Annotated in this window: 10 protein-coding genes and 1 tRNA gene; 4 read left to right on the forward strand and 7 right to left on the reverse strand. The window is 37.6% G+C overall.

Translation table 11 applies throughout. The features are described from left to right. Window positions 1-76: 76 nt before the first annotated feature. The 5 genes from DYI03_RS08240 to DYI03_RS08260 all read right to left on the reverse strand — a co-directional run bounded on the left by DYI03_RS08240 (window position 77) and on the right by DYI03_RS08260 (window position 7,428). The gene (locus tag DYI03_RS08240) at window positions 77-3,316 is read right to left on the reverse strand and encodes a hypothetical protein (protein ID WP_021669438.1); all 3,240 of its coding nucleotides are present in this window, start codon (window positions 3,314-3,316) and stop codon (window positions 77-79) included. Then, window positions 3,313-5,799 carry an OmpA family protein gene (locus DYI03_RS08245; RefSeq protein WP_021669437.1) on the reverse strand — a complete coding sequence of 829 codons (2,487 nt, stop codon included), beginning with the start codon at window positions 5,797-5,799 and terminating at the stop codon, window positions 3,313-3,315. The genes DYI03_RS08240 and DYI03_RS08245 overlap by 4 nt, the downstream gene beginning before the upstream one ends. Before the next feature lie 9 nt (window positions 5,800-5,808). After that, the gene (locus DYI03_RS08250; RefSeq protein WP_021669436.1) at window positions 5,809-6,363 is read right to left on the reverse strand and encodes a DUF3575 domain-containing protein; all 555 of its coding nucleotides are present in this window, start codon (window positions 6,361-6,363) and stop codon (window positions 5,809-5,811) included. Further along, complete coding sequence (locus DYI03_RS08255) at window positions 6,360-7,235, reverse strand: DUF3575 domain-containing protein (protein ID WP_242401829.1); 876 nt, start codon at window positions 7,233-7,235, stop codon at window positions 6,360-6,362. The genes DYI03_RS08250 and DYI03_RS08255 overlap by 4 nt, the downstream gene beginning before the upstream one ends. Before the next feature lie 111 nt (window positions 7,236-7,346). Continuing rightward, window positions 7,347-7,428, reverse strand: a tRNA-Leu gene (locus DYI03_RS08260). 289 nt (window positions 7,429-7,717) lie between these two features. On the opposite strand from DYI03_RS08260, the gene DYI03_RS13680 reads away from it, so the two are divergent. Then, entirely contained in the window at window positions 7,718-8,833 is a 1,116-nt protein-coding gene (locus DYI03_RS13680; protein WP_021669433.1) for a sensor histidine kinase, read from the forward strand. A gap of 28 nt (window positions 8,834-8,861) precedes the next feature. After that, window positions 8,862-9,593 carry a LytR/AlgR family response regulator transcription factor gene (locus tag DYI03_RS08270; protein ID WP_021669432.1) on the forward strand — a complete coding sequence of 244 codons (732 nt, stop codon included), beginning with the start codon at window positions 8,862-8,864 and terminating at the stop codon, window positions 9,591-9,593. A gap of 22 nt (window positions 9,594-9,615) precedes the next feature. On the opposite strand, the gene DYI03_RS13450 is transcribed toward DYI03_RS08270, so the two are convergent. Beyond that, window positions 9,616-9,753: a hypothetical protein gene (locus DYI03_RS13450; RefSeq protein WP_154655477.1), complete on the reverse strand. Its 138-nt coding sequence runs from the start codon at window positions 9,751-9,753 to the stop codon at window positions 9,616-9,618. A gap of 163 nt (window positions 9,754-9,916) precedes the next feature. On the opposite strand from DYI03_RS13450, the gene DYI03_RS08280 reads away from it, so the two are divergent. Both DYI03_RS08280 and DYI03_RS08285 read left to right on the forward strand, forming a co-directional pair. Beyond that, entirely contained in the window at window positions 9,917-12,337 is a 2,421-nt protein-coding gene (locus DYI03_RS08280; RefSeq protein ID WP_021669430.1) for a leucine-rich repeat domain-containing protein, read from the forward strand. A gap of 2 nt (window positions 12,338-12,339) precedes the next feature. Further along, window positions 12,340-12,576 (forward strand): hypothetical protein, encoded by a 237-nt coding sequence (locus DYI03_RS08285; RefSeq protein ID WP_021669429.1) that lies wholly within the window; start codon window positions 12,340-12,342, stop codon window positions 12,574-12,576. A 590-nt stretch (window positions 12,577-13,166) separates the two neighbouring features. On the opposite strand, the gene DYI03_RS08290 is transcribed toward DYI03_RS08285, so the two are convergent. Then, window positions 13,167-14,327 (reverse strand): OmpA family protein, encoded by a 1,161-nt coding sequence (locus tag DYI03_RS08290; protein WP_021669426.1) that lies wholly within the window; start codon window positions 14,325-14,327, stop codon window positions 13,167-13,169. Between the last annotated feature and the right edge of the window lie 36 nt (window positions 14,328-14,363).

Raw genomic sequence — 14,363 nt, forward strand, 5'->3', positions numbered from 1 at the left:
TAAGTACTTAGCAAACCTGAAACCCTCAAAACACACTGAAAATTTATGAAAAATAATTATGCCCGTTAAACTTGGGTTAGAATAGTGGAAGATTAAAATTATACATCAAACCAAAATTGATACAATTCAATGCGGTTACGTTACCAACAAGATTAGTTCCTGGTAATAAAGTAGGCTGTCCTAAGAATCCCATAAGATATATATCGTGGTTGTAAAACAACGAAAAATTACGAGAGAGTTGATGCTTCGCAGTCAAACCTAAATTAATAGCACCATCTTTATTGTGGTCTTTGCTCGTTTCAATAGCAATTGCAGGACCAACATATAGGTTTACATTCCACTGACGTTTAGGGTTATAACCTCTAAAATAAGCCAAAAGGTCGAGTTGGAAGTCAGCTGCTATAAAGGCAATGTTCTTCTTATCTTCCTCAAAATAAGCTTTATCTTTTTCAATATAAGCATACTTATTGTTATCCATAATATAATTTGCACCCAAACGGAGAGCTGAAACTTCATTTAAACGATAACCTGCAAAGGCTGTAAAGTTTATCTTTGCACCATCATTCGCCAAGCGATGTTTGGTTAAAAGTATGTTCCAACCACCACCAATGCCAGCAAAGAAGCGTTGAGGGTTCTTCGATGCAAAAGAGGTCATATCGGCATCTTCGTGTCTGCCAATACGATTAAGTGGCGCAGAGAGTCCGAAACGCACCGAAAAAGTATTGCCTAAACGCAAAGGAGTAGCCGTGTTTTCGGCTGTGCGATAAAGATTTTTCCCATCTTCGCTAATGTAAATATTATTGTGAGCATTCAAAGTAGAATACATTGGTTCTATTGTAAAACGCAAATCACGGCTCAATCGTGTCCATAATTGCAAACCTAAACGGAAGCCACTCACGGTAATTTTAGAACCTTTTATAGTATGTTCTGCATCGTTCATTACGAGCCAACCATTTTGATAACCCATTAAAAAGTTTACACCAACTAACGATTTCCAATTGTAATTCTTATTAAGTCCGAACGGATTTAATAGAATATCGCCTGCAATAGAACCTAAACCAATAGCGTGATGCACATCTTCTGTTCGATTATCTTCAGTGTGTGTAGTGGTCATATCGATACCTTTTGCCATATTTAAACCCACTCTTGCACCCAAAAATGAGTTTAACCACCACCCCAAAGACAGTTGCATGGTTGTTCCCCACGAGTCTTTCGCTTTGCTTGGCAACATAGGATAGAGCGCGTAACCATATCCATAATCTAAGAAAAAGCGTGATTGTCCAGCTGACGGAGCATTTTTCCAAGGCAAGTTCTTTATTGTTTTGAAGAATCCATCAAGATGATAAAGCGCACCAAAGGTAAGTACATTGGATACAGCCCCTGGGGTTGTATAAATTTGGGCAGAATTATAATGTTCAGCAGGCATCCAATAAACCGTATGACTATAGAACAATGAAAGATAAGGAAGGACACGATAAGAAAGCATACCGCCAAAGTTTCCACCTAAATCTATTTTCTTTCCAGTCTTACTTAATACCAAAGAAGGTCCTGCATAGATATTTACTCCCCAACGACGTCCTGGTTTATAGCCCGCCATAGCATTGAGAAGATTAAATTGATAGTCGGCTGAAATAAACGTATTCTTATAAGTGAATTTCTCAAAATCATGATTTCCACTGCGTTGCCAAATAGGATTTGCAACATAATCCATCATGATTTTTGCACCATGATACATATTAAAATTGTAGCCAACAAAAGCGTTTGCATTTAAAATTAGGCCACGATTTTTTTCTGCATATCTCCATTTACTAACAGTAGTGTTCCAACCGAAACCTCCACCCATAAAAAATCCATATTCAGGAAGGTCGTTTTTAGCAGGGAGCATATCGTAATTACGATGTGATTTACCACGGAAAAGCATCGTTAAACCCAACTTATAATCCATTTGGTCATAACGTACTCGCCCATCATTGCGGTCGAAATGTTCCGTAAAAATATAACTTGGTTCAAATGTAAGACGGAGGTCGTTAGTTAGTTTTGCCCATAATTGAGTGCCCAAACGATAACCTGCATATTTACCAGAGGTTTTTTCATCAATATCAGCATGTACCATTTGGAGCTGTCCCATTTCATATCCACCAAAGAAATTGATTCCAAATGGGGTATCCCAATTATAGTATCGTGTGAAACCAAATGGATTTACCATTGCATCGAAGAATATTCCAGACTTGCCAAGCAACGATATTGTCTCTTCAGATTTAGTCCATGGAGCGTTAGAAATAACAACACCACCACGCACACCAATCGCTGAAGAAAGCCATTGACCTAAACTTGCACTAATGCTATATCCTAAAGTTTCGCTTGTTTTTAATGGTGTGCGCTGCCAATAGGCTGGTCCTATGCTGTATTGGAAGAACCATGGACGACGCCATGAGGCTTTATTTGGGTCATTAAGAAACAAACGATTATGCGAATTGAAACGTTTTTTAAAATCGCCAGCATTATTTTCTGCTGACATATTATTGTAGAAATACCAAATATAAGAAAGATTTACCCCATAACCAATACCAAAATGATTGAATTTGCTTGCTTTTGCTAAATCCATTCCTTCTGTTCCAGCCATGATATAAGGCTCTATAGCCACTGCAGCATGGGCTCCAGCATGAAATTTAAACTGCAAACCTGTATGTAAATTAAAGGAAAATGCCTTTTCTTTCATAGCATTAACTATTTCAGAACCTGCATATTTTGTAAGATGAGATTGTTGTATGCCAAAACCAAGAATACCAGAAACACTTAAAGGACGGTCAGGACGATAGCCCAAAAGATAGTTTGAAAAGTTGAAAAGATAGTCGGCATCAGCACGCATTGTCCAGCTTACATTTGGCTTACTGGTGATATAACCTAACTCCCCCCCTACTCCAATGCGCAAAGAACTCATCGGACTCAGGTCTTTTCCAACCTTAAAATGCAATCCTGCTTGTGTTGTTAGCTCGTAATCGTTATTGTGTTGATACATTATAGCGTTAGCCCCAAATTGAAAAAAGGTATGTTTGCCAAAATTTCCCCTTGCCCATTTGTCGCCAGCATAACGGTGTCTTTTGTCTAAACTATAATCTAAAGCATTGAAACTTTGTTGTTTCTTGAATCCATAATAAGCTGTATCGCTCTGTGTTGTAATGTCTGCAGCAACCATTTTTTCCTCCAAATCGGTCAAATCTCTTGCCAAAGTGTCGGTCGGAAGTGTGGTTGGTATTTGTGCAAAGGTTGCTGAAATACTGCAAAGCGCAATGAACAATGTTGTTATTCTTTTCATTTTTCAACCTCCTTTGTTGCATTCTTTGTCATTTCGGTGCTATTTTCTTCTTCAAATGTATTATTATTGTTCGCTTCAGCTCCGCTTTCCTCATTTTTTGGTGCTTCCATTTTACCTGCCAAAACCATTAAATCTATGAATTTCTGCCTGTATTGGTCAGCTTTCTTTTCATCGTATGGGTTTCTTTTGCGTATATCATCAGGTAAATTTGCATCAGAATTGAAATAACCTTTATATTGTGGATTCATATCGAAACTATGTTGGAAATAAGCCAAGTGGGCTGGATTGCTTGTATCGCTCATTCTCAAAGCTACATCTGGACCATATTTTCCTGTCAATTCCATAAATTCGTCATCACTCATCTCTGGTTTCCCTGCTTCAATGATACCTTTCATATACCATTTTTTTGCACTATTATCAGGCAAAGCATCAATTAATGGTTCTAATTCCTCGTATGTTTTACCTAACTCAGGTGCCAATTCGAAATTCAATATCGCATAATTCTCTGGATTAGAATTAAGAACATAGCTTAAAGCCTCCTTTGCTCTGCGTTCCTCATCGGGTGTTTTGCCTTGTTTAAAGAATAATGTTTCAAGGTCAATGAACATCTTTATTTCTTTAAACTCATTGGTATCAGGCAATTTGCTTGCCAAATGATAGGCTTCGCCCAATTTCATTGACTTGAAAAGCATAATGGCTTGATTAGCTACAATTTCTTTTCTATTTACCATATATCGGTAATTATTGTCGAAAGATATAGGGCGTGTAACTTCTAAACCTGCTTTCATATCTACAAAAGGGGCAAGAATAGAAAGGTCTACTGAGTCAGTTTGAATTGCATAACAAGCTACACGATTGGCAATATAGGCTGCAAAGGGACTATAAGCGGCTGTTCTGCGCACTTTTATTTCCTCCCAAGCACGATAAGTTAATTTGCGCAATTCAGTAGAATCTTTTATTTGTGTAAACAAATTATAGTAATCGCCATTTGAAAAAACACTTTTCCCACCTTTTTGATAATCTCTATCGTTATAGTAAGTCCACAATGCTTCTTGCGGTTCGAGTACTTTGTTTTGTCTTAAAGTGTAAGTACAACGCATTAAACGCTGGTTTTGCATGATTTCTTGCACTGCCGAATTGGCTTGCATCTCCTTTATTCCACTTGCATTATTATTGAAAGCGTAATTGCGAAGTGTATTTGCTTCTTCCTCCAAACCTCGTGCTTTGAGCGAATCGGCAACATCAAACCATGTGTAAACCAATGGTTCTTTTACTTCTAAGCCTGCACTTGAAATCTGACTACCAATGATTTGCAATGCTTTATTTGCTCTTGCATTCGCCAATTTAGTGTTAAACACAGCATTACCCTCTGGCGACGATGTTCCTTGTACGGTGAAATTCATCAATGCTCGACCGTATGATTTTAATTCTCTTACTAATTGTTCTAAATTCAGCTGGTTTGAAGCATCGGGAGTTAGTTCCGCACTACCCACATTGAAGGTTAATTGCAAATCTCGTGGCACTTCTCTCAACTGCGCACGAGCCTGTTCGTAATAATCAGGCGTTAGTTTTATTTCCTTCATAGCCATTGAAACATCTAATAATTTCCATGGTTTTCGAGTATTGCAAGTACCGTTTTTCGATTTATCTTCAAAATAAATGTGTGTATAATCTTCTAATCTCAATACCGAACCCCACTTGTAACTTTTATTAGGATTAGGCTTTGGATAGGTTACTTCCCAATGAAAAGTAAACTCGTCAGTGGTTGTTGGGTTGTTTTCAATGAAATAATTGTGCAAGGAATCGTTGCGATTGTAATCGAAACTCTTTCTTCTTATTTGATTATTATGATATTTTTTGCCTTCATAAACCAATGGCTCAAGATACTGAATGGTATCTTCTTCCTCACAATTAATTACCATTGGTTGGAAAATCAATCGTGAATGCTCTTTCGTGTACCACTCTGGCAACTTCACTGTAACGTCCCAATGTAAGTTAGGTCCATCGTCAATTGGCTTCATTTCAACAATATCCAATCCGTTTCGTTTACCAAAGACTGTTGTTCCTTTTAATAAAATGGTTTTTTCTCTACTTGCAAATACAATATCATATTGCAATTTAGAGCTGATGTTTACCACTTTCACTTCGCCCTCATTAATAACCATGATAGCCCCCTTAGCCGAAATATCAGCTTCAAAGTGTCCTTCATAATCAGAATTGACCGTTGCGTTGCTGCGGATAGTAACCTCTTGACTTATATCTTTACTTTTCTTACGAAAGCTATCAGCTTGTTTATTGGCTTCGTTGCGATTATCGAAAATATAAACGGGCACTGAAAGTGGTACTTTGCTATATCCACCCTCAGCTGATTTCATGTTTTTATAGATGTTACCAGTAATATGCAATACCTGTGCATTAGCTTTTCCGATGACAGATAGTAATATTGCAAAAAGAATAAGGCAACGTTTTGTTTTAATATTCATATCTTCTCCTTATCTAATTATGTACGACAGGGTTATTCCTATTTTTGTTGGAGCCAAGATTGTACCTTTAAAACCATCTCTTGCAACAGAACCTACTGTTGTTTTTAGGTCGGGAAATCCATCAGTAATTTTCTTTTCATGAAATATAATCATGCCTACACCAGCATGAGCATCAATAGTCCAACGATTAGACAAGGCAACAACATAACCAAAAGTCAATCCTGCTCCCACTGCAAAACCATCGTGACGAGTATTTTTCCATTTCGCATCGTAATCCATTGCCAATGCACTCACCCCCACAAAGTGGTGATACATAGGGCGACCACCAAAATAATAGCGATATTCTGGTTGTACTCCTATAGCTTTTGCTTCTTTGTTCCAATAAGGTTTATTATTTGTAAAGACACTTAATCCCAAAGTAGAACGATTGCCAATGGTCATTTCAGCGCCTATATTATAGGTTTGTAAAGCAGCCATAGCCACGTCTGTATTTACCGAAATCGCTTGTCCATGAGCAGCAACCATTGCCATGTAACTCAAGAAAGTGGTAATTATTTTCTTCATTTCTTATTTCCTTTCTTTTCTTCCTCGTTTCTTCTTGCTGCTTTCTCAGCAGCTTTTTCCTTTTGTTTTTGTGCTTTGTCGTATTCTTTCAAACGTTTATTGCGTTTTCTTTCTATTTCTTTAGCTTTCTTTCGCTCTGCTTTTGCTTCACGCAAGGTGTCTTTGCGATATGCCTCATTGGCTTTTTCTAAACGATATTGTTCATCAACAACAATGCGTTTCTTGTATCGGTTGGCAACTTTTATTCCAAAATGATAAACCAATCCTACACGTACTATGTCGGTTGAGGCAGCATAAACCAATGGGTCAAATGTTAATTTGTAGCCGTTTTGCGGTGTTGTAATATTGTAAATATGCTGATTATTTTGCACCTCTCGGTGATATTCATCATATTTTGCATAAACCACACCAGCATTAATGCCCAAATCAAGATCAAGACTTGCTCCATTTTGATAACCATAAAGTTGTGTAACTGTACCAAACATCAATCCGCCTGTAAAAGCATTTCCTCTTTTTCCAGTTTCCGAAAACTTTATATCAAACTTATTGGCACCTCCATATACACCCCAATAGAACACACGGCGTGGATTTTTTCCATGCCAATATTTACGCAACGCCACTTTTCCATCGTAAATATCATAAACATTATAAGTTAAATCTTTGGGTTGTGTCTTCCAATTTACCTTACCGTCAAGGCTTAATGTCCACTTGTTCCAACTTTTATTGCCGAGTATGTATTCCAAACCGAAGTTAGGAGTCAATACAATCCAATCAATAACATTTGTACGAAGACTTAATCGGTCGCCAAACTTTAAATTTTCAACCTTATTATAGTATAGTGCTACTTTTTGACCATACGTTTTAGCTAACATTGGTGAAAAAAAAAGTGTTATTACCAATGCAAGTAAGCCCTTATTAGAATAAGTCATAATTCTTAAAAGTGAATTAAATCGGTGAGAGTTATCCGTAAATGATAAAAAATGTGCGCCTGACAGGAATCGAACCTGCACGATGTAAATCACTAGATCCTAAGTCTAGCGCGTCTGCCAATTCCGCCACAGGCGCATTTTTCGGATACAAAGTTACGCTAACTTTTGTTAATACACAAATTATTTATTATCTTTTTTGTGTTTTTATGCTTAAAGATAAAATTATTATTTCTTTTTGGGTTGCTTATTAGCATTTGCTTTGATTTAAATTTGTAACTTTGCAAAACATAGTTAGGGCTACAACCAATAGGCTATAAGAATGCTATTTATTTCATTTCCAAACAATGTTGGTCAAATAAAACACCTCCATATATACGAAAGGTTGAGTCCCCTTAAAGAATTATTAAATGTAGAAAAATAAAAAAATGATAAAATCTATTCGTAACTACATTGAGCAACATAAAGAAAATACCTTATATCTTACAATTTGGTTTGTAGTGTTTACAATCCCCATTATGGCTATGCTGCTACGCATTACAGACACCTATGAACCTTTCAATTGGAATCATGTCATAAGTGCTTGGAAAATATTGGCATTATTCTTTATTGTTTTTCTCATTCATAATATTTTCCTACTTCCCAAAATTGTTTACCAAAAAAAACGCAAACAATATTTTGCTTTTTTATTTGTTCTACTTATTCTTTTTACAATTGCACAATATTTTTTTCATCCTGTATTAGTTCATAATCATTTCTTTCAAAGTATAGCAGAGAGTGAAATTGCAGCCAACTTACACAACGACATATCAATTCTTCCTCCCCACATTGCTGCACAAGTATTAGTCGTTCATGTACTTATCGTTATTTTAATGTTTGGTATGAACTTCGGTGTGAAGATGTTTTTCTATTCGAATGAAGACTTTGAAAAGTTGCGTGCATTACAACAAAAAAGTTTAGAGCAGCAGTTAATATACTTGAAATACCAAATAAACCCGCATTTTTTCATGAACACGCTCAACAATATTCATGCATTGGTGGATATTGACCCTGAAAAAGCTAAAACATCAATTATTGTATTATCGAAAATGATGCGTTATGTGTTGTATGAAGGCAACCATAAACTAATCCCATTGCAAAAAGAAAGCGAATTTATCGGTAGATTTATCACTATCATGCGCATGCGATACACTGAGAAAGTGAAGGTAAATTTCAAGATACCAGACTATTTTTCTGTTGGAGAAATTCCTCCCTTGTTGCTCATTTGCTTTGTTGAAAATGCGTTCAAACATGGTGTAACCTATCAACAAGAATGCACCATAGATATTTCGTTAAATGTAAAAGACGAAAAAATATGTTTCACTTGTTTTAATAAAAAGCCACAAAATGCCAAGAACGAGCAAGGTGGTTTAGGATTAAAAAGTGCAAAACAAAGATTAAATTTAATTTATCCAAACAATCATAAACTCACTATCGTTGAAGAAAAAGATTTCTATCAAGTTACATTAGATTTGCCTCTGAACGATAAAACAAATTTAAAATGAAAACTTTAACAACAGATTAAAATTTAATATGGATATAAAAATTAAAACACTCGCCATTGATGACGAACCCTTGGCACTACAACAATTAGCATCGTATATTAAAAGTACACCTTTTTTAGAACTTGTAGGCGAATGCCAAAATGCGATTGAAGCGCAGCAAGTAATGAAAAAAACAAAAATAGATGCTATTTTTATTGATATTACCATGCCTGACCTAAATGGGCTCGATTTTGTTCGTTCCTTAGAAGAACGTCCTCTCATCGTTTTCACCACCGCATACAGTGATTATGCGATAGAAAGTTATAAAGTCGAAGCAGTCGATTATCTTTTAAAACCTTTTGGATTAGCCGATTTACAGCAAGCTGCCGAGCGCGTAAAACGTCAATACGAACTTTTAAACAAAGAAGTTGAAGAAGTAGCTTTACCTAATGACGACACTCTATTTCTAAAAAATGAACATAAAGTTGTGCGTATCAATGTAAACGAAATACGCTGCATTGAGGGAATGGGAGAATATCTTAAAATACATTTTGATAGCGAACGACGACCATTAATCGTACTTCTAAGTATGAAGAAAATGGAAGAAAACTTACCAAAAAATTTCATGCGCATACATCGCTCATGGATTATCAACTTGCTAAAAATAGAGGAAATTATTAAAAACCGAGTAATTCTTGGCGATAATACAAATATTCCTATTGGCGATATGTATCGGGAAACATTCACGAAATACATTGATTCTAAATTCTTAGAAAAATAAGGAAAAAGCAAACCTATTGTTTTCACTTCGCTTTAGAAATACGCTTGATATTCACACGCACTTTTATTTTTATCGAACACCAATAAAACTTTTGCATCGGAGCTTCACGGATATTCACGGAGGTTGTCCGTGTTACTCCGTGTAAATCCGTTGCTATCATATTTCTGTTAAATATGTGCAAATAATACAAGTTGTATTTGTTACAACCGATGCTTTTGTGTATCTTTGCATCGAATTGTGGAGTCTCATAAAACAGGTATTCATCAATTCTTTTCAGGAGTAACAGTCCAACGACATAAAACAACAATTAAATATTATTTAGAATGATGAAACAAAATTACAACAACAAAGCGAAGTACCGCAGCGCATGGCTTGCGCTTGTGCTGCTAATGATAACGGCTCTGCCTATCACTGCACAGAACGTGGGCGACAGATTCCAAGTCGATGGCTATTGGTATCAGGTGGTAGATGCCACAGCCAAAACCGTGAAAGTGACATGGGCAAACTCAAATGCTGCAACGGAGCAAGCAACACAGCAGGAGTTAGCCAATGCAACGGCTAAACTCCCTGACCAGTGGAAAGGCTACAACGGGACACCGAAAGTTACGTTAGTAGAAGAATTTATAACAGACAAACCATTTGATTCAAAAAATTCAGAAGCAGATACAAAACATGAAATTCCTGTAGTAATAATTCCTGCTACTGTCAAGTATAACAATGAGGACTGGACAGTGGTAGCCATCGGCTCCTATGCATTCATCAATGAAAGAGGAATTGATAATGTGGAGCTTCCTGAATCGATAGAAGCCATTGAGGATGCCGCCTTTTATCAATGCAGTGTCACGATGATAAATTTCCCAGCAAATCTGAAGTACATCGGTTGGCGTGCCTTCTACAAAACCAATTTGGCACCTTATAGTGAGATTGAACTAAAGGGTAGAAAACCGAAAAAATATAAATATTCGAAAAAATTTCAACCAATCAAAATTCTTGGTGCAACTGCCATCGGTCCCCAAGCCTTTGAGGGAAGTTTTTCAAAGTCAAAATTTGAGTGTTCAAATATAACGTTCTTGGGGTATCAGGCTTTCAAGGGAGACAAATTTGATATAACAACACCTATTCCTGCAACAGCGAAGATTGGTGAACAGCCCAAAGATAACAAAATTAAGGCGATGTATAAAAACTTGCCCGCAGGCACTGACCAACGTTCGGGTGTGGAATCCTTTGCAGAATATTCGTTTGATCTAAGTTCTTATAAACTTCATAAAAAAGTTACACCTGTTTTAGAAGAGGGTCCAAAAACGATTCCTGCAGGCATGTTTGAAAAAGCCTTTACTGCAAAAGAAAATTTTTACATTCCTCTTTCTGTGACTACAATAGAAGAAAGAGCTTTCGCAAATACTGGTATCAAAAGTTTCAACGAATTGTCTAACGTAACGAAAATAGGCGCAAGGGCTTTCGAAAATGGCGTTATGTCAGGTGATTTTGTAATTGAAGAGCAAATTGAGGAAGTAGGCAATGGTGCCTTTGCAGGAAATACCAATCTGACAGGATTTACCTTGAAGGGCAGTGCCAACTGCAAGATTGGTGTGGGAATTCTTGAAGGTTGCACCGATTTGGAATTTATAGACTTGCGCAACGTCAACAACACTGAGTTCAAAAACAAACTGCAGAATTTGTCACGCGAATCTAATTCGCATACTATCACGGCAGGACTGCCAACTCATACTCTCGTGTTTCTTCCTGAAGCAACGGGCATCACCATTGCGGATGGTCAAGATGTGAACTTTGTTAAGAGCAACGGTACATGCACCAAGCTGAGCTTGCAAGATGGTGCAGAATACGAGTTCCTTTGTGACATCAAAGCCAATGAGGTGGTTTACAACAGATGCAACATGACCATTAACAACACAACCATAAATCGTGGTTACAACACTGATTTAACGGTTGCTCATTATGAAGGAGACAATTCTCTAACCTCCTACCGCGACTTCTCTGACTTTGCCTCTGGCAAGAACTGTTTCACCATTTTCCTGCCATACGCCGTGACATTACCACAGGGCATTCGCGCATACTATTTGGACTTACAAACAGAGAGAAGCACGGGTAAAATAAACGAATACACTGGTAATTATATAATGGAAGAAGTTTATATGTTCAATTCAATCCCCGACGGTAGCAAGCTTGAGGCGAACAGACCCTATTTGCTGCGCATTACAGATAATAAGAACCACACCTCTCAGGAGTTCAAAGCGATTGACAATACAGTGGTAATAGCTGCGTCTGGCAATGACAAGGATAAGAGATTTAACAGACTCAAGCCAAAGTTCTTTACTGAAGGAAAAAATGACCAAAGCTACGTGTTCACTGGAAGCACCGAAAAGCTTCAACGTGGGGATGGACAGGATACGTCGGCTAACAACCCTTGGACGCTGGGTCGCGATGAAAATGGAAACGATATGTGGAAAAGAATGCCAGGTAAGACGGGTGTGGATAAACTCATACCTCCTTTCCGCGGAATCATTATGCCTAAGTCGACTATTGCTGCCGCCAATCAGTTTGTGTTACTCACTGAGGAGGACAATCAAACAGCGGGCATCAACGATGTGACAGGAAACACCGATGTACAGCAAGGCGCACAGCGCATATACACCATCGACGGGCGCTATGTTGGCACCAACTTCGACAGTCTGCCATCGGGCATGTATATCATGAAGGGTAAGAAAACATTAAAGACGAAATAAAGATGAACAGAGATAATATAAATGTAAACAGCACAGCTGGCGACAGACGCACCTACCTGTCGCCATGCACCGAAATCATCAAAATGGAAACAATTAACCCCTTAGCGGAAAGTTTAGGAATTCCAAGAAAAGATGAAAATACGGATGAAGCCAATGGAAAGCAGTGGCAGGGCGACGACTTGGACTCGTGGGACGAAGAGGAAGGCAGCAACGATAAGAATTGGGGAAGCGTGTGGTAACCCTCGGCATGCGTGCCGAGAATAGCCATGCAACTACTCATGACATGAAATAAAGTGGGAGGGAACTGTTGGTTTCCCTCCCACTTTTGTGTTTGATAGCCGCTCACCTGTTATCGTCTTCTCTCTGTGGTGAACGAATAGGGAGCATCGGCGTCTTGAGTGCCACGCTGCTTAATACATTTATCAGATGCAAAGGTATGAAAAATATCAAAGAGTAGTTGTTTTTTTTTATTTTTCATAATATACAAAATGAAACCTTTATAAAACCCTCTTATACAAAGTTTTTCTTAACACAACTCATTAATAACTAATCGTATCGTTTGGAAATAAATAGAGTTTTGTAGAGGACTAAAAAATAGTAATTCTTATTTTAAAATCAAGAGTGTATGTTTGTTCTTTGATGTTACATACCCAAGCGGTTGCTATCCACGAAACTTAAACCTATTGTTTTTGACTTCAAAACAATAGGTTTTGCTCTCCAAAATAGGCACTTTTGAATTTGTAAATCGTATCGACCTCAACTATCAGCACGAAAAAAAGTGTTTACCAAATTGGCAAACACTTTTATTTATTTTAGTTCTTCTTCTAAATTAGTCAGTAACTTGAACAGTTGCACGACGATTGAAAGAGATAGGAGACAATGTGTCTACACCACCCTTACCAACTTCTGTAATCTTATCTGAGCTTACACCCATCTTAACAAGTTCACCAGCAACAGTTTTAGCACGTTGTTCTGACAACCATTGGTTGTGTTTAGCTGAACCTGTTGCACTATCTGCGTAACCTGTAACAAGGAGGTTGTTGTTGTTGTCAATTGCATACTTAGCAAGAGCTTGTACATTTACGAGGTCTTTTTTAGATGCAATATTTGTCTTGTCAATATTAAAGAATACTGAAATTGGAGTTGTTATCAATTCCTTAACTGATTGAGAAACTGTTTCAGTAGGTTTTTGGTTAGCAAGAGCATCACGAAGACGTGCATTTTCTGCTTCAGCATCACGAAGACGTGCATTCAAAGCGTCAAGAGCTGCTTGGTGTTGAGCGTTGATAGCATCAACGTCTGGAGTATGCGACCATGTAGATTTGCCAATGTTGAATTGAAGACCTAATTCAGCGTAGAGGTTGTTATCATGTGAGTCCCAACCACGATTTCCATAGTATTGGTCGTAACCATCAATATCACCTTCCATACGGTTATAGCCAAGTTCTGCATATACTCGCATTACCTTGCTCAAACGCCATGAAGATTGAATACCAGCACTAAGAACCATACCATAATAGTCCTTGCTCATAGAACGACCTATACCAGCACCTACGAATGGAATGATGTTCCATACGCGAGTTTCATTGTAACCACAAAACAAATTGCTAAGATTAAACATAGCATGACCTTGAGCCAACCAATACTTGTTACCATTGTCAACCTTTGAGTTAACATCGTCAGTATCGCCTACACGCTTACCCCAAATACCTTGTGCCTTAACACGAAGACCAAGTCCAGGAGTAAACCATTTACCAATAGAAAGTCCTACTCCAGGGTTACCACGGAATGCCTTAAATGGATTAATTTTGAAATCAGCACCATGTTCTTGACCTGAGTACCACACACTCCATTGTCCACCTACTTGAACAAACCAATTGTCCCAAAAAGAGTTAGTGGCAACACTATTCTTTAAAGTAGGCACTTCTTCTTGAGCAAAGCCAGCAACCGATGCGCCAGCAAATGCCAATACCATTAAAATTTTTTTCATAACCTTTATTTATTATAATATCAAATAATCTATTAT

Source organism: Prevotella disiens (assembly GCF_900454955.1).
In the GTDB taxonomy this organism is placed as follows: Bacteria; Bacteroidota; Bacteroidia; order Bacteroidales; family Bacteroidaceae; genus Prevotella; species Prevotella disiens.